Source organism: Psychromonas sp., assembly GCF_047632995.1.
Lineage (GTDB): Bacteria > Pseudomonadota > Gammaproteobacteria > Enterobacterales > Psychromonadaceae > Psychromonas.
In genome coordinates this window covers 31,235-48,596 of sequence record NZ_JBLIEK010000007.1, presented here as the reverse complement: position 1 = coordinate 48,596, position 17,362 = coordinate 31,235, and the positions used below count along the sequence as shown (strand labels likewise).

15 protein-coding genes are annotated in these 17,362 nt (G+C 40.8%); 4 read left to right on the top strand and 11 right to left on the bottom strand.

Going from position 1 to position 17,362, the window contains the following annotated elements:
* Nucleotides 1–186 precede the first annotated feature (186 nt).
* From mnmE to rpmH, 5 genes are all read right to left on the bottom strand, one after another.
* Complete coding sequence (gene mnmE / locus ACJAT7_RS02660; RefSeq protein ID WP_415225247.1) at nucleotides 187–1,554, bottom strand: tRNA uridine-5-carboxymethylaminomethyl(34) synthesis GTPase MnmE; 1,368 nt, start codon at nucleotides 1,552–1,554, stop codon at nucleotides 187–189.
* Nucleotides 1,555–1,643: 89 nt separating this feature from the next.
* Complete coding sequence (yidC, locus tag ACJAT7_RS02655; RefSeq protein WP_415225246.1) at nucleotides 1,644–3,311, bottom strand: membrane protein insertase YidC; 1,668 nt, start codon at nucleotides 3,309–3,311, stop codon at nucleotides 1,644–1,646.
* Nucleotides 3,312–3,329: 18 nt separating this feature from the next.
* Entirely contained in the window at nucleotides 3,330–3,590 is a 261-nt protein-coding gene (gene yidD / locus ACJAT7_RS02650; RefSeq protein ID WP_415225245.1) for a membrane protein insertion efficiency factor YidD, read from the bottom strand.
* Entirely contained in the window at nucleotides 3,557–3,913 is a 357-nt protein-coding gene (rnpA, locus tag ACJAT7_RS02645) for a ribonuclease P protein component (protein ID WP_415225244.1), read from the bottom strand. Before rnpA ends, yidD begins: the two co-directional genes overlap by 34 nt.
* Nucleotides 3,914–3,923: 10 nt before the next feature.
* Nucleotides 3,924–4,058 (bottom strand): 50S ribosomal protein L34, encoded by a 135-nt coding sequence (rpmH, locus tag ACJAT7_RS02640; RefSeq protein ID WP_015466401.1) that lies wholly within the window; start codon nucleotides 4,056–4,058, stop codon nucleotides 3,924–3,926.
* Between the two features lie 519 nt (nucleotides 4,059–4,577).
* Between rpmH and dnaA the strand changes: the two genes are divergently transcribed.
* From dnaA to gyrB, 4 genes are read left to right on the top strand one after another with little or no spacing between them, the layout of a single operon-like run.
* Entirely contained in the window at nucleotides 4,578–5,957 is a 1,380-nt protein-coding gene (dnaA, locus tag ACJAT7_RS02635) for a chromosomal replication initiator protein DnaA (protein ID WP_415225243.1), read from the top strand.
* Between the two features lie 22 nt (nucleotides 5,958–5,979).
* On the top strand, nucleotides 5,980–7,083 hold the full coding sequence (dnaN, locus tag ACJAT7_RS02630; protein WP_415225242.1) for a DNA polymerase III subunit beta: 1,104 nt from the start codon (nucleotides 5,980–5,982) through the stop codon (nucleotides 7,081–7,083).
* A gap of 52 nt (nucleotides 7,084–7,135) precedes the next feature.
* Complete coding sequence (gene recF, locus ACJAT7_RS02625) at nucleotides 7,136–8,215, top strand: DNA replication/repair protein RecF (protein ID WP_415225241.1); 1,080 nt, start codon at nucleotides 7,136–7,138, stop codon at nucleotides 8,213–8,215.
* An 11-nt stretch (nucleotides 8,216–8,226) separates the two neighbouring features.
* Complete coding sequence (gene gyrB / locus ACJAT7_RS02620; protein ID WP_415225240.1) at nucleotides 8,227–10,656, top strand: DNA topoisomerase (ATP-hydrolyzing) subunit B; 2,430 nt, start codon at nucleotides 8,227–8,229, stop codon at nucleotides 10,654–10,656.
* A 277-nt stretch (nucleotides 10,657–10,933) separates the two neighbouring features.
* Here the strand turns inward: gyrB and ACJAT7_RS02615 are convergent, their stop codons facing one another.
* From ACJAT7_RS02615 to glyQ, 6 genes are all read right to left on the bottom strand, one after another.
* On the bottom strand, nucleotides 10,934–11,104 hold the full coding sequence (locus ACJAT7_RS02615; protein WP_415225239.1) for a hypothetical protein: 171 nt from the start codon (nucleotides 11,102–11,104) through the stop codon (nucleotides 10,934–10,936).
* A gap of 487 nt (nucleotides 11,105–11,591) precedes the next feature.
* The gene (locus ACJAT7_RS02610) at nucleotides 11,592–11,927 is read right to left on the bottom strand and encodes a branched-chain amino acid transporter permease (protein ID WP_415225238.1); all 336 of its coding nucleotides are present in this window, start codon (nucleotides 11,925–11,927) and stop codon (nucleotides 11,592–11,594) included.
* Nucleotides 11,928–12,635, bottom strand: a complete 708-nt coding sequence (locus tag ACJAT7_RS02605; protein ID WP_415225237.1) for an AzlC family ABC transporter permease — start codon at nucleotides 12,633–12,635, stop codon at nucleotides 11,928–11,930.
* Between the two features lie 142 nt (nucleotides 12,636–12,777).
* Complete coding sequence (locus ACJAT7_RS02600) at nucleotides 12,778–14,025, bottom strand: valine--pyruvate transaminase (RefSeq protein ID WP_415225236.1); 1,248 nt, start codon at nucleotides 14,023–14,025, stop codon at nucleotides 12,778–12,780.
* 187 nt (nucleotides 14,026–14,212) lie between these two features.
* Nucleotides 14,213–16,279 carry a glycine--tRNA ligase subunit beta gene (gene glyS / locus ACJAT7_RS02595; RefSeq protein WP_415225235.1) on the bottom strand — a complete coding sequence of 689 codons (2,067 nt, stop codon included), beginning with the start codon at nucleotides 16,277–16,279 and terminating at the stop codon, nucleotides 14,213–14,215.
* Between the two features lie 11 nt (nucleotides 16,280–16,290).
* Entirely contained in the window at nucleotides 16,291–17,199 is a 909-nt protein-coding gene (gene glyQ / locus ACJAT7_RS02590; protein WP_415225271.1) for a glycine--tRNA ligase subunit alpha, read from the bottom strand.
* Between the last annotated feature and the right edge of the window lie 163 nt (nucleotides 17,200–17,362).

The following is a 17,362-nucleotide window of genomic DNA, read 5'->3' as shown; positions in this document are numbered from 1 at the left end:
TCACGAGATAAAGCTTAACTTTTCACTGTGACATAATTGTGACAAACAAAAAGTAATATAGAAAAAAATGGAAAAGTTCAATTTTAGACAGAAAAAATATAACGAGTGTTATTTATTCCTAGCCAAATAGGCAGTAAAAAGCCGCAAATAATCGGCTTTATTGTTTAAAGTGGAGGCCGTTATTTTCTATTTTCCAATACAGAAACTGGAAAATATCCGCCCCAACAGATCATCTGAGCTGAATTCTCCGGTTATTTCACTGAGATGCTGCTGCGTTAAGCGCAACTCTTCGGCTAACAGTTCACCCGCTTTAAACTCTTCAAGCTGAATTTTACCTTCAAGAAGATGCCTTTGTGCGTTATCAATAGCTTCTAAATGACGACGACGCGCCATAAATCCACCTTCGGTATTGCTTTTGTAACCCATAATATCTTTCAGATGTTCTTTTAAAGCATCAACACCTAAGCCTGTTTTAGCTGATATAGGGTATACAGGATGGGAATTTTCTGCACTTACAGACAAGGTTTCACCGGTTAAGTCCGCTTTATTACGAACAACCGTCAAGCCAATGTTATCAGGTAACCGATCAATAAAATCAGGCCATATTTCACGGGGATCTTGCGCGTCTGTAGTGGTGGCATCAAGCATAAAGAGCACTCGATCTGCACTGTTTATTTCAGCCCAAGCGCGTTCAATACCTATTTTTTCAACTTCGTCAGCACTCTCCCGCAATCCCGCAGTATCGATAATATGCAGCGGCATACCATCAATATGAATATGCTCACGCATGACATCGCGCGTCGTCCCGGCAATATCGGTAACAATGGCGCGATCGATACCAACCAGGTTATTTAATAAGCTCGATTTACCCGCATTTGGACGACCGGCAATCACCACTTTCATCCCTTCACGTAAAATAGCACCTTGCTTCGCTTGTTTTTGTACCGCATCTAAATTATCAATAATCTGATATAAATCATTGGCTATTTTGCCATCACTTAAGAAGTCGACCTCCTCTTCGGGGAAATCGATGGATGCTTCAACATAAATACGTAAATGGATCAGGCTTTCAACCAGTTGGTAAATTTTATCAGAGAACTCACCTTGCAGTGAGTGCAGTGCACTTTTCGCTGCCTGCTCTGAAGTCGCTTCAATAAGATCGGCAATCGCTTCTGCTTGTGCTAAATCGAGTTTATCATTCATAAATGCGCGTTCAGAGAACTCACCCGGATTGGCGCTGCGGATATTGTTGATGGTCAAGATTGCTTTGATAAGCATATCCATTACCACCGGACCACCGTGACCTTGAAGTTCCAGAACATCTTCACCGGTAAAAGAGTTAGGCGCCTTAAACAGCAGTGCAATGCCCTGATCGAGGACCTCGTTATTTTGATCCTTAAAAGGTAAATATTCGGCATAACGAACTTTCGGCAGTTTGCCTAAAATCACTTTTGCTACCGCTTCTACATCTGGCCCTGAAACACGAATAATACCGACTCCGCCACGACCCGGTGCAGTCGCTTGAGCAACAATTGTATCGCTAGCTTTGATCATGATCTGTTCCCATTTATTAAATATTTAACCTATAAAAAAGGCGACTTAAATAAGTCGCCTTTTATTTTAACTGTGCATTATCGACAAAGCTATTTCTTATCGCTTAAACCTTTCTTTTCAAAGCTGCGGTAGATTAGCGTTTGCTGAATCAAGGTAACGATATTACTCATTAACCAATATAAAACCAAACCAGCAGGGAACATAACAAAGAAAGCGGTAAAGATGATTGGCATAAATTTCATCACTTTCTGCTGCATCGGATCCTGCACCGTGGTTGGAGACATTTTCTGAATAAAGAACATGCTCACACCCATTAGAATTGGCATGATAAACAGAGGATCTTTTACCGATAAATCAGTAATCCAGAATATAAAGGGTGCATGACGCAGTTCAACCGCCTCCATCAATGACCAGTACAATGCAATAAAGATAGGCATCTGCAGCAAGATAGGGAAACAGCCACCAAGTGGGTTAACTTTCTCTTTTTTGTACAACTCCATCATCGCTTTTGATACTTTCTGACGATCTTCACCGAAACGGTCACGTAACTCTTTAATCTTAGGCTGTAGCAAACGCATTTTAGCCATTGATGTGTACTGAGCTTTAGTAAGCGGGTAAAGTGCACCTTTGACCGTAAAAGTAATAAGGATAATAGCCAGTCCCCAGTTGCCAACGATACCTTGGAAGAACAGTAGTAACTTGAACATAGGCTGAGCAATAAACCATAACCAGCCGTAATCAACAGTCAGATCCAGATGGGCTGCATTTTCAGCCATTTCACTTTGTAATTTAGGACCAACCCAAAGGTTTGTTTGTATTTCAGCAACACTATTTGCATCAATCACTTTAGCAGGGGCTTTAAAGCCGATATTAGCTTCTTTACCATTTGCCGAGATAGAACTGTAAAGTTCATTTTCCTCTGTCGCTGATGGAATCCACGCAGAAACAAAGTAGTGTTGCAACATGGCAACCCAACCACCGACAGTGGTTTTTTTCAATGGCGTATCTTGCATATCATCAAAACTATATTTGCTGTAGCGTGTTTCTGAACTTGAGAAGGCACCACCACGATATACTGGCATAATCATGTTTGAACTTGATTCTTGAATGCTTTCTTTTAACTGAGCATATAGCTGCACATTTAATGGGCTGTCACTGTTGTTTTCAATCTGGTAAGAAACATTAACCACATATTCGCCACGTTTAAGGGTAAAGGTTTTAATAAACAGATTACCTTTTTCATCGGTAAAGGTTAATGATGTAGAAACTGCGGTTTGGCCATTAGTTAATACTGATTCATTGCTCTTTGCCGTATAAACTGGGCGGCCTTTTTTACTGGAATCCGGACCATCTCCAATCAAACCGCTTTGGGCGATATAAGTGAATTTTTTACTGCTATCTAGCAAACGAAAGGGTATTTCTGAATTAAGTTCCTTGTCGTGTTCTAATAAATCAGCCGATATAACATCACCACCGGTCAAAGAGATAGCCAAACGTAATAGGTCATTTTTTAAAATAACAGATTGACCAGCAGTCTTGTCAGCAGGAACCTCACTGATAGTCGCTGTTTCTGATGAAACAGGCACATCTGCACTAAAGTTACTGCTTGACGATACCGTAGAGGCCACATTTTGCGTCTCTTCTGTAGTTTGCGCTTGCACAACTGGTTCAGGATTGTGATCAACAATCCATGCTTGATAAAGCAAATAGCTAACAAACATTAGTGCGAGTAAAAGTAAATTGCGTTGGGATTCCATAGCGTTTTTTAGTCTCTTTTATTTAGGTTTATTTTTATTAGCGCAACAAGCAGGCACAGGATCGTAACCACCTTCACTTAAAGGCTGGCATTTTATAAGACGCGAGCCCGCTAGCCAAGATCCTTTTACTATTCCATGTGATTTTATCGCTTGGATCGCATATTGAGAACAAGTTGGCGTAAAACGACAACGAGGACCAATCATTGGGCTAATGAATATCTGGTAACCCCGAATTAATTTAATTATTAACCATTGCAGCGTTGCACTAATTTTCGCCATAATTTATCCAAAATTTTATTAATTTCTTGGTTTGATAAATCAGCAATACCCGCTTTAGCAATAACAACAATATCAATTGCAGGGAGTTGGTGTTGTTGAAGACGGAATTGTTCTCTTACAATGCGACGAATACGATTACGCCCAACAGCACGTTTAATATGCTTTTTAGGAATAGCCATTCCTATACGGGGGTGATCTAAGTTATTTTTTCGAGCAAGAAGTGTAAGGTGCGGTGAAACTGCTGGAACAGCATTTTTAAATACGGGTTGAAAATCATCGGGAGTTAACAGACGTAACTCCCGAGAAAACGAATAATTCACCACGTCTGGTAGATTATGCGCTTAAGCTTGCGCGGCCTTTGGCACGACGACGAGCTAGTACGTTACGACCATTTTTAGTCGCCATACGAGTTCGGAAACCGTGTGAACGCTTACGCTTAATGTTGCTAGGTTGAAAAGTACGTTTCATGCTCTTTTCCACTTATAGTTAAGTACTGTACAGTAGCTAATGTTTTTAGCTCATTATTGGTAAATCACTCACTGAGTAAATCACAAATAATAAAGAAAAAGAGTTAGCCGATTAAAAAGAGAGCGAATTCTATGTATTGATCGACCAAAAGTCAATCAGAGATGCTTCTTTCGGCAGATTAAATTATTATATTAAAAAATATGAACTTGAAATAATGCAAATTTAAACTGCGATCCAGACTCAAAAGCCAGGGTGAGTGGGATTATATAGAAGCGCTATTAATAAGCAAGGATCTATCGGCGATCTTTCTCTATTTGTTTACAATTAAACAGGGCCATAGCGATAGCCCAAGCGCCGTCATTTAATGACTTTAGCCTAAGTGGCTAAAATCAAGTCAGCACTGCACCTAATAACAACAAATACAAGGATCTTTTTTATTTATTTATTAACAGATCTTCTAGCGAAATGTGGATCTTATCGGTAGAATTATTGGTCCTAAATTAATAACTGGAGTTAGTCATGTCCCTCGCAATTTGGCAAGAGTGCTTAGCACAATTAAAAGATGAACTGTCAGTGGGAGACTTCAGCACTTGGTTACGCCCTTTACAAGCGGACTTTAATGACTCAACGCTTTCTCTTTACTCACCAAACAAATATACGAGTGAGTGGGTTCGTAACAAATATATGGATAATATTGAAAGCAAAATCCAACAAATTTCCAATCACGAAAGCCCGAATCAATCAATTAAAATTAGATTATTGGTCGGTAATGCCAGCTCAGCAGAAAAAAAACCAGTAAATAATAAACAGGCAGCACCAGTAAAAAATGTAAATCAGCCTTGGGAAGGTGAAAGTAAAGCTAATAGTGTGGCGCATAAAAGTAACTTAATACAAAAATATACTTTTGATAATTTTGTTGAGGGTAAATCAAATAATTTTGCGATTGCAACCACTCAACAGATAGCAGAAAATCCGGGTGATGTTTATAACCCACTTTTCTTATACGCTCACCCGGGGTTAGGAAAGACTCACTTACTGCATGCAGTTGGTAACGCTATTATTGCCGCCAATCCAAGCAGTAAAGTGGTGTATATTCGTTCTGAACGTTTTGTTCAGGATATGATCAATTCAATTCGTAATAATACCATCGAGCAATTTAAAGAATATTATGCGTCACTTGATGCACTGCTTATTGATGATATCCACTTCTTTGCGGGTAAAGATCGCTCCCAGGAAGTGCTTTTTCAAACATTTAACTCCATGTTGGATGCGCATCAGCAAGTCATTTTAACCAGTGATCGCTTTCCAAAAGAGATTGAAGGTATTGATGAACGTTTACGCACACGCTTTGGTTGGGGATTATCAATACCAATTGATCCGCCTGAGCTGGAAACTCGTGTTGCTATTTTAATTACCAAAGCGGAAGAACGGGGCTTAGAGCTGCCTGATGATGTTGCCTTTTTTATCGCAAAACGGCTGACGATTACCGATGTACGCGTTTTAGAAGGGGCAATTGCTAATATCTCAGCGAAAGCACAGTTTACAGGACAGGATATTACCATCTCGTTAGTGCAAGATGCGCTGCGCGATATGCTCGCGGTTCATACCAAACAAACCACCATAGACAATATTCAAAAAGTGGTCGCGGAACATTACCGCATCAAAACCTCTGATATGTCCTCAAAACGTCGCACACGAACGATTGCTCGTCCTCGGCAAATAGCGATGGCATTAGCTAAAGAGCTCACTCAGCACAGCTTGCCGGAGATTGGAGAGGCATTTGGAGGGCGAGATCACACCACAGTTTTACATGCTTGCCGTAAAGTGGCTGAATTACGTCGTGAAAATAACGATATTCAAGAAGATTATAAAATCCTAATTCGTACACTTTCAATGTAATTGTTACAAGGTTATTTATATTATGCAGTTTTCAATTTCTCGGGAAGCATTTCTTCGCCCATTACAGCTCGTTGTCAGTGCCGTTGCAGGTGGTCGCCCGGCATTACCCATTATGGGCAATATTTTAATTGAAGTTAAAGATAATTTATTAAGCCTTACCGGCACGGATCTTGAAGTTGAATTAATTACCCAAATAAACTTAACGCAACCATCCCAAGATGGCCAAATTACAGTCCCGGCACGCAAACTTTTGGATATTTGCCGCGGTTTATCTGAACCCTGCGAAATCACTTTTGAAGTGAAGAATGATCGCGTAACAGTACGCTCTGGCAGAAGTCGTTACATACTCTCATCATTACCTGCCGTTGATTTCCCGAATATAGAATCCTGGCAAAGTCTGGTTGAATTTAATGTCGCGCAGAAAGAGTTCAAAAAACTGATCGAATTTACGCAATTTGCCATGGCCAGCCAAGATGTGCGTTATTACTTAAATGGGATGTACTTTGAAGCTTCCGGACAAACACTGCGCAGCGTCGCAACAGATGGTCATCGTCTTGCCTCATGTGCGATTGCTTTAACACAAACAATCGAAGAACAATCGGTTATCGTGCCCAGAAAGGGAGTTATCGAATTAGTAAAACTGCTTGATAACGATCAGGCTAATGTCACGATTCAAATAGGGCAGAACAACTTGCGCGCTATTATTGATGGCTTTATTTTCACCACCAAACTGGTTGACGGCCGCTTTCCTGATTACCGCAGAGTTATCCCGCGCAACGGTGATAAAGAGTTAGTTTCAGACAGAGAGGGGCTTAAGCAGGCATTTTCTCGTGCCGCAATTCTATCTAATGAGAAATTTCGCGGTGTGCGTTTAACACTTTCAGAAAACTTATTACAAATCACAGCAAACAATCCAGAACGCGAAGAAGCAGAAGAGTATATTGATGTGAATTACCAATCTGCTAATCTGGAAATTGGTTTTAACGTAAGTTACGTTTTGGATGTATTAAATACACTCAAGAGCGATCAAGTTAAAATAACATTTAGCAGTTCAGATCACAGTGCTTTAATTGAGTCTATTGATAGCGATGACTCACTTTATGTTTTAATGCCGATGCGTTTGTAGCCTAGTTGAAGCCCTTAAAATATACAGATCCAAATTTAAGGTTTTTCAGACAATGTCTTTGACAAGATTGGTCATTCATCAATTGCGTAATATTAGCTCTGCTGATCTGACCTTTAACCCCAAAATAAATATGATTGTCGGTGCTAACGGGAGCGGTAAAACATCAATCCTTGAGGCGATCTATTTTTTAGGATTGGGACGCTCATTTCGCTCTCACTTAACCAACCGGGTGATTAGCTATGACCACAAAGCATTCACGCTTTACGCTGAAATTAACAAGCGCAATATTAATATCCCGATCGGATTACAAAAATCCCAAAATGGCGAGACCTTACTTAAAATAAATGGCTCACACGCCAATAAGTTAGCCGTGTTGACACAACATTTACCCTTACAGTTACTCACTCCGGAAAGTTACACATTAGTGTCAGGAGCACCTAAAAATAGGCGCGCTTTTCTTGATTGGGGGGTTTTTTATCATGACCCGCTCTTTTATCACAACTGGACCCGTATAAAACGACTATTAAAGCAACGTAATGCCGCTTTAAAGCAATGTAAAACTTACAATGAGCTTCAAGTATGGGATAATGAACTGTGTCTTTTAAGTGATGAAATCAGCGCACAACGGCAAGCTTATTTTGATCTGTTAATACCCTTGATAAATATAACGATTGCCGATTTTTTGCCTGAGTTTTCAATCACTAGCAAATTCTTTTGTGGCTGGGATAAAAAAAACAAATCACTGCAAGATTACTTGACAGATAATTTCTATCGGGATAAACAACTTGGTTATACAAGCGCCGGCCCTCAGAAAGCTGATGTTCGCTTCAAAATCAATGGGTTGCCTGTTGCAGATGTATTATCTAGAGGGCAGTTAAAGCTCTTTGTTTATGCCTTACGGCTAGCACAGGGGTTATTTTTAAACTCTTTTAATAATAAACAGTGTGTTTTCTTAATTGATGATTTTAGCTCTGAGTTAGATCAGGTCAAACAACAGTTATTAGCAAAACACATTTTAAAATCCGATGCTCAAGTGTTTATCACTGTTATTGAAAAAGACAGTATCGAAACATTATTTGGGCAGGAACGCACTGTGTTTCACGTGGAACACGGCAAGATCACAGTAGAATAGGTGAAAGTTTTATGGCTGAAAATAGTTATGATTCGTCAAATATCAAAGTACTAAAAGGGCTAGATGCTGTACGTAAGCGCCCGGGTATGTATATCGGCGATACCGATGACGGCACAGGTCTGCACCACATGGTGTTTGAGATCCTCGACAACTCAATCGATGAAGCATTAGCAGGTCACTGTAGTGATATTGTAACCACTATCCATACCGACGGCAGCGTTTCCGTACGCGATAATGGCCGCGGCATCCCTGTTGATATCCATGAAGAAGAGGGGGTTTCAGCAGCTGAAGTTATCATGACCGTTTTACATGCAGGCGGTAAGTTCGATGATAACTCTTATAAAGTATCCGGCGGACTTCACGGAGTAGGTGTTTCTGTTGTAAACGCACTTTCTCATAAGTTACGCTTAACGGTTAAACGTAACGGTAAAATATATCAGCAGATTTACATTCACGGTGTACCTGAAGCGCCGATCGCTGTCGTTGGCGAATCCGAAAACACAGGAACAGAAATTCGTTTCTGGCCAAGTAAAGAAACCTTTACTGATACATTATTCCATTATGATATTTTAGCCAAACGGTTACGTGAACTGTCATTCTTAAACTCGGGTGTTTCAATCAAACTGATTGATAAACGAGAAGAAGATAAATCTGATCACTTTTGTTATGAGGGTGGCATTCAATCATTTGTTGAATATTTAAACCAGAATAAAACACCGGTTCATCAGAAAGTATTTCATTTTGTAGTTGATAATGCGGATGGCACAAGTGTTGAAGTGGCAATGCAGTGGAATGATGGTTTCCAAGAAAACATCTACTGCTTCACTAACAATATTCCACAACGTGATGGTGGCTCACACTTAACAGGTTTTCGTGGTGCATTGACTCGTACGTTAAACACCTACATCGAAAAAGAGTTTGCCAAAGTTAAAAACAACAAGAACAAAGCATCGACTGAAGGTGGTGATGCCCGTGAAGGTTTAACCGCCGTTATTTCGGTTAAAATCCCCGATCCAAAATTTTCATCGCAAACTAAAGACCGATTGGTTTCATCTGAAGTTCGTCCTATTGTAGAAAGTGCAATGGGGGAAAATCTTCAGTATTTCTTATTAGAAAACCCATCAGAAGCAAAAATCATCACATCAAAAATTATTGATGCTGCACGCGCACGTGACGCTGCACGTAAAGCACGTGATATGACACGCCGTAAAGGTGTTTTAGATTTAGCAGGTTTGCCAGGTAAATTAGCTGATTGCCAAGAAAAAGATCCCGCACTTTCTGAACTCTATATTGTGGAAGGGGACTCTGCTGGCGGTAGTGCTAAGCAGGGCCGTAATCGTAAAAATCAGGCAATATTACCGCTTAAAGGTAAAATTCTAAATGTTGAAAAAGCACGTTTTGATAAAATGCTTTCTTCACAAGAAGTTGCCACACTAATAACCGCATTAGGTTGTGGTATTGGCCGAGACGAATACAATCCGGAAAAAACCCGTTATCACCGCATCATCATAATGACCGATGCCGATGTCGATGGTTCACATATCCGAACTTTATTACTAACTTTCTTCTATCGCCAAATGCCCGAGTTGATTGAGAATGGTTATATCTATATCGCACAGCCGCCTCTATACAAAATAAAAAAAGGCAAACAAGAAACCTATGTTAAAGATGAGCCTGGATTGCAGGCCTATCTAACAAGCTTAGCAATGGAAAATTCATCGTTACATGTAAACCCAGAAGCACCCGGTATTTCCGGTATCGCACTGGAAGGGTTAATTCAACGTTACCGCGCAGTACAAGAGACAATTAATCGTTTAAAACGTCGCTTTCCACCTGCAATTTTAGATAAACTTATCTACAAACCGGAATTAACAGTTGAAGCACTTACCGATAAATCGGTAGCAGCAGATTGGGCAGTTGATGTGGCCGACACATTAAACAGAGAAGATCTGCACGCTACAATTTACACCACTGAAGTGGTTAAATCTGAGGATGAATTAAGCCATAAAGTTATCTTTACCGTGCGTAAACATGGTGTAAACAGTGACTTTGTACTCGATGAAGAGTTCTTCGGATCAGAGGGATACAAGTCACTTGTTTCTATCGGTTCTGAGATTAATGATATTTTGGAAGAGGGTGCATATGTTAAACGCGGAGAGCGCTTTAAAGAGGTAACCAACTTTATTGATGCTATCGAATGGTTAATGCATGAATCAAAACGAGGCCTTTACATACAGCGTTATAAAGGACTTGGAGAGATGAACCCGGATCAACTATGTGATACTACAATGGATCCAGAGAGTCGCCATATGCTTCAAGTAACAGTTGAAGATGCTGTTGGTGCCGATCTCTTGTTCACCACATTAATGGGTGACCATGTTGAACCACGCCGTAAGTTTATTGAAGAAAATGCATTACGTGTTGAAAACTTAGATATCTAATTATTCTAACGTTACTTCATCTGAATAAAAAGCCAGCTTTCAAAGCTGGCTTTTTTGTATCTATAGATCTTAGATATGATTTCCTCGCAGCTGTAGCTGTGTGGCTTAACTTTTATCGTTAGTATTCCAGTTTTGATGACTCGTGAAGGATATTAAACGCAATTTCGCATGGTAATGTTGATGCCGTTTGTGAGTGCTTTGTATATCTTTCATTGCTGGTCTTACGCCTTTGACGGCGTGTCACTTTTTTTGAATGGTTAATATTCAATTCATTAACCTACATCGCCCCTAGCCCTTTTTTAATATTGCACTGCCCAACCACTTTTTTACGAAGCACCTCAGACATTACGTCCCTGTACTGACTGAGATTAGAAAAATATAGGCCTAGCGTTTGTAATGTACCTTGCAGAGTCGCACTACGCATTGCCCCTTCATTATCATTGTGCAACACACGCTCCACTTGTGACGACAGCCTTTTCTATTGCTACCGCTTGCTTGTGAGTATTGAGGCGTTATCTGCGCTCTCCGACAACAAGACTTCTGCTAATACTATTTTTATGCTGTATAAATCAAGAGTAATAAAAGCGGAAAAGCGGGGACATGCAAACTTATTTGGATAAATCAAACCAATGCGGATACAGAAATTTAGGTTTACGTTTTCTTTTTTGCTCGATGACTTTAGCAAAATAAATCATGGGGCGAATTAAACGACCGTTTAGGTTCACGAGAAGAGTCTACACGCCGTCAAGGGCGGAACTCCAACAATGAAAGTTACAGCAATAACTCACAAGCAAGGCTTACACAGAACCAACACGCCTGCGAGAATATCCTTCTATTTATCTTCTGCTGAGCGAACGCTTTAACAAGTTAAATTTGTTCCACGTGAAACAAAATAGAGAAAACAGTTACTATCCGGAACTAAACAGATCCCATTACTAGCCAGCCAGTACTGAAGACTGATAGAGGAACATATACAGCCCCGTGCCAGCCATAATACTGAGCAGAGCATTACCACGCCAGAGATGCAAAGCGACTACCAAGAGAAGCGCCATAAGCTCTGCAGGGCCATCGTTAAAACTGCCAAAACGCAGATCTCGAAAACAGTAAATCAGCAATAATACCATCATGACCGGCGGCAGGTAGCGCCCCAAGTAGATAAGCATCGGATGGTCGCTTACCTTGTAGAGGAGAATAAACGGCAGTACTCGGGTTATAAAAGTGGCAACTGCCATCACAGCGATAAACAGCAACAGATAGTGTGTCTCTTGCATCTATACCGACTCCTGTTGGCTAGCTTCGGTCGGCTTTTGTTTTAGGCGCAAAAACAGCAAGGCGATAATGGATAATAGAATAGACATCAGCAGCATATTGTCGCGGCTGAATACCCAAATAGAGAGGAAAGCCACAACGCTAGCCATCACAAACGGCCAGGACTCACGCACCGATTTATACTGTTCAATAGCCAGTACCGTAAATAGTGCAGGAAGGGTAAAACCGAGCCCTGTGGTATTAAAGCTCATATTTGCACCGAGAATGGCACCTAAGGTAGAGCCAATCACCCAATAGCTATGATTCAATGCGGTGATCAGCAGATAGAAATCGGTCTGCTCTTTATCTTCGGGCGCAATGGTCCCGGTCAGCAATGAATAAGTCTCATCGGTCAATCCAAAGATCAGGTAAAATTTGCGCAACCAGTGGCTCTTGAACTTATTGATCAGGGAGATACCATAAAACAGATGGCGTGAATTCAATAGCAAGGTGGTGATTGCCACTTCCATAAAACCGGCGTGATTCGCTAGCAGGCCGACAGCCATAAACTGCCCAGCCCCCGCGTAGATAACCGTCGACATCAGTGTGGCGTAGAGCCAATGAAAGCCAAGCTCGTTGAATAGAATGCCAAAGGCCATTCCCATGGGAATATAGCCAAACAGCACGGGGGCGGTCGTTTTGAAAGCGCTAAGAAAAAGTGACTTATTCATTAAAATTAATATCTTCTATACTTTATCGGCCATAAGACCATACGCAAAAACGGTCGTTACAATGGTTGACGTTAAACCATTTCCGCTGCACTGCTGGTAAAAAACAGTAACTTGTTTGTTCCACGTGAAACATAATTAACTATTAAGCGTACAATTCGTTAATAGTATCAGCCAAAATAGTAATACCGCGCTCCACGACAAGATCATCTTGTGCGTAATTAAGGCGAATACATTCCTGAGTATGCTGCCACTCCTGATCTAAACCCGGGAAAAAATAGTGGCCAGAGACAATTAGCAATCCTTTTTTCTTCAGTAATTTATATAACTCATTTGATGATATCGGTAACTCTTTAAACCATAACCAGAGAAACAGCGCACCTTCCGATTTATGTATTTTAAAGTTTGGTGTACTGATCTTAGCTTGTAATAAGGCAATCGCTTTTTCTGATTTTCCTTGGTAAAAGGGCTTGATCACCTCGTCACTGAGTTTAATAATTTCTTTTGTTTTAACTAAAGGCAGGGCGATCTCAGGACCAATCCCCCCGGGAGAGAGCGCCATAATACCGGACAGATTGGACATCGCTTTGATAATATCTGGATTAGCGATAACAATACCGCAGCGCGCGCCGGGTAATCCAAGTTTGGATAAACTTAAACACAATATAGTGTTTTCGTTCCAAAATGGCGTAGCCTCTGCAAAGATCATATTTGGAAAAGGTGTGCCATAAGCATTATCGATAATCAGCGGTATATTATTTTCTCTCGCTAATCTGTCAAGATGGGCTATCTCCTGATCCGTTAAAACGTTACCGGTTGGATTGGTTGGCCGAGAGACACAGATAGCGCCAATATTTTGATCAACTTTTAAGGCATCAAAATCGATATTATATTTAAAAAAGCCATTTTCTAGCTCTGTTATTTTCGGGCGAACAGCAACAAATGCGTCTTCAGAAACACTCGCATCTGCATAACCTATATACTCAGGTGCAAGAGGGAAGAGAATTTTTTTCTTTTTATCATCACTGAAATTACCACCCAGCAGGTTAAACAGGTAGAAGAATGCATTCTGACTGCCATTGGTTAACATGATATTTTCAGACGTTAACTGCCAATCATAGATATCATTAAAGAGATCAACTAAGGCTTCGATAAAACTGTTTTTACCCTGCGGGCCATCGTAATTTGCTAATGTATCTATTAACTTTCCTTCATTTAATAGCGCTTGCATCAGCTGTGTCAGTCGCGTCTGAATTTGTGGAATTGCAGCCGGATTTCCTCCACCCAACATTAAAATATCATCCCCGCCCTTAACGCCTTCATTAAGATCATCCATTAATTCATTAATACCTGAATGTTGGGTAAATTTATTTCCGAATATTGAGTAAGGCATCTGATTTCCTATCCTAGGTTTTTTAGAGGAGTGTTTCACATGAAACATCTGAAACTATAATTTGTTTAAGAAGTGCTTTGCAAGTTAATAACAATAAAGAGAAGCTTTCATCTGCAACAAAAAAGCTCAGTTTATACTGAGCTTTTTTAATAGATAATTAACTTAGCTACACAACGAAGGGGATCTTTTATAAAACAGAAACATCCGCAATTTGCAAAAACAGATTACGTAAACGGTTTAATATGGCTAAACGGTTCTGTTTTACGGCTTCATTTTCGGCCATAACCATTACATTATCAAAGAAAGCGTCTACAGGCGTCTGTAAGCTCGCAAGCTCGAACAGTGCAGCTTCATACTCACCAGCAGCAAATAAAGGGCTTAGCTTGCTTTCTAGGCTGGCTAGAATTTCAGCCAATGCCTTTTCTGCCTCTTCTTCAAGCAATAATTGGTCAACATCTGCATTAATGTCGCCTTTTACTTTCGCTAAAATATTGCTGATACGTTTATTTGCAGCAGCAATAGGTGCAGCTTCCGGTAATGCCTGAAACTTAGCAACTGCTTGAATACGTTTTTCAAAATCAACGGGCTTAGTTGGACGACGATCAAGTACAGATTGAATAAGCTCAACCGAGAAACCGTTCGCCTGGTAAGTTGCGCGGAAACGTGCAAATAGGAAATCTACCACATCACTAACCACATTTTTATTGGTTAATTTCTCACCGTATTGTACTTTAGCAATTTCAACTAATTCAACAATATCCAGATCTAAGTTTTTATCCGTAATAATACGTAACAGACCAATCGCGGCACGACGCAGAGCAAAGGGGTCTTTATCACCCTTCGGCGCTTGACCGATACCAAAGATGCCCACTAATGTATCTAATTTATCCGCCAAAGAGACAGCACAAGCAACGAGAGAGGTAGGTAATTTATCCCCTGCAAAACGCGGTAAATACTGCTCATTTAGGGCAATGGCTACTTCATTATCTTCGCCATCATGTTGCGCATAATACATTCCCATCACGCCTTGAACATCAGGAAACTCCATCACCATATCCGTCATTAAATCGGTTTTTGATAATAGACCCGCTCGTTGCGCATGTTTTGTGTCGGCTTTAATTTGCAGTGCAATATCTTCAGCAATGTTTGCAATACGCTCAGATTTTTCTTTAAGTGTGCCAAGCTTTTGTTGGAATAAAACACTCGATAAAGACTCTAAACGGCTTGCCAAGGTTTTCTTTTTATCCGTTTCAAAGAAAAATTCCGCATCCGCTAAACGGGGACGTACCACTTTTTCATTACCGCTAATCACCTGAGCAGGATCACGACTGACAATATTGGAAACAAAGATAAAGCGTGGTAATAGGTTGCCGTCCTGATCTAAGACCGGAAAGTATTTCTGATTATCTTTCATCGTAGAGATAAGTGCTTCAGAAGGAACCGCCAGGAATTTTTCATCAAATGAACCCACCAGCGTAACCGGCCATTCAACCAATGAGGTCACTTCCTCAAGTAAGGCATCATCGATTGCAGCAACACCATTTTCACGCGCAGCAATGGCTTCAACTTGATCACGTATAATCGCTTTACGGCGTTCATAATCAACGATAACTTTACCGCTATCATCTAATAATTGTTCATATTGATCGGCATGATTTAGCGTTAATTGTGCTTCACCTAAGAAACGATGGCCGCGAATAATGCGATCCGATTGCACGCCTAATAGTTCACCTTGGATTAATTGCTCACCAAATAAGATACAAACAGTATGAACAGGGCGAATAAACTGCGTGCTTTCAGAGCCCCAGCGCATTGGTTTAGCAATAGGTAATTTAGCAAGCGCAGTGGCGGCAATAGAGGGAATTAACTGCTCAACTGCTTGCCCTTTAACTTCAGACTTAAACAGTAACCACTCGCCTTTATCTGTAACAAGACGTTCAGCTTCTTCTACTGTGATACCGTTTGAACGCGCCCAACCTTGCGCCGCTTTAGTTGCTTGACCTTGCGCATCAAAGGCAACATTCACAGCAGGACCACGTTTTTCAACAATTTTATCCGCTTGCGCATGGGTTAGATTAGAAACAACCACCGCCAAACGGCGTGGGGATGCTAACCAACGAACGCAGTCAAATGCTAATTCCGCTCTGTTTAATTCCGCTTCAACGTTACTTGCAAAAGATTCAGCAAGTTTACGTAATGATTTTGGTGGTAACTCTTCGGTTCCCAGTTCAATCAGTAAATTTTCTTGTGACATGAAACTTGCCTCTATTTATCTTGTAGTTTGCAAAGTGGAAAACCAAGTGTTTCACGCGCTGCATAATATGCTTCTGCAACCGCTTTTGATAATGCGCGCACACGTAAAATGTAACGTTGGCGCTCTGTTACTGAAATCGCATGGCGGGCATCCAGCAAGTTAAAGGCGTGCGATGCTTTCATCACCTGCTCGTAAGCGGGCAGCGGTAAACCCGCTTCAATCAATTTTTGACTGTCTTTTTCACACTGATCAAACTGCGCAAACAGGGCAGTAACATCTGCGTGTTCAAAATTATAGCTTGATTGTTCAACTTCGTTTTGATGGAAAATATCACCGTAAGTAATGCGTCCCATCGGACCATCAGTCCAAACAAGATCATAAATACTTTCAACGCCTTGTACATACATTGCAATACGTTCAAGACCGTAAGTTATCTCACCTGTTACCGGTGAGCATTCTAGGCCACCCACTTGCTGGAAATAGGTAAACTGCGTTACTTCCATACCGTTTAACCAGATTTCCCAGCCTAATCCCCAGGCGCCTAGCGTCGGTGATTCCCAGTTATCCTCTACAAAACGGATATCATGAATAGAAGTATCAATACCAATCTCTTCAAGCGACTTTAAGTAAAGCTCCTGAATATTTTTTGGTGACGGCTTTAAAACCACTTGGAATTGATAATACTGCTGCAGACGGTTTGGATTTTCGCCATAGCGGCCATCGGTCGGACGGCGGCATGGTTGAACATAAGCACTGCTCATCGGCTCAGGACCGATGGAGCGTAAGAATGTTTGCGGATGAAAAGTACCAGCACCCACTTCCATATCGAGCGGTTGAACAATGGCACAACCTTGACGAGCCCAGAAATCTTGCAGTGCAAGAATCAGCCCTTGGAATGTTTTCGTATCGAATTTTTGCATGATTTCGGCTTCGAGTTGGTTATAAAAAATGGGGGCCATTATACCTACTCGATAGCGATTATACCAATGGGAATCAAGGACAAGAGTTGATTTTACAGTGTTCAGAAGGGGGGAAGTACCAAGATTATTGATTAATATTAAAACAATAAAAGTTTTACCCCTT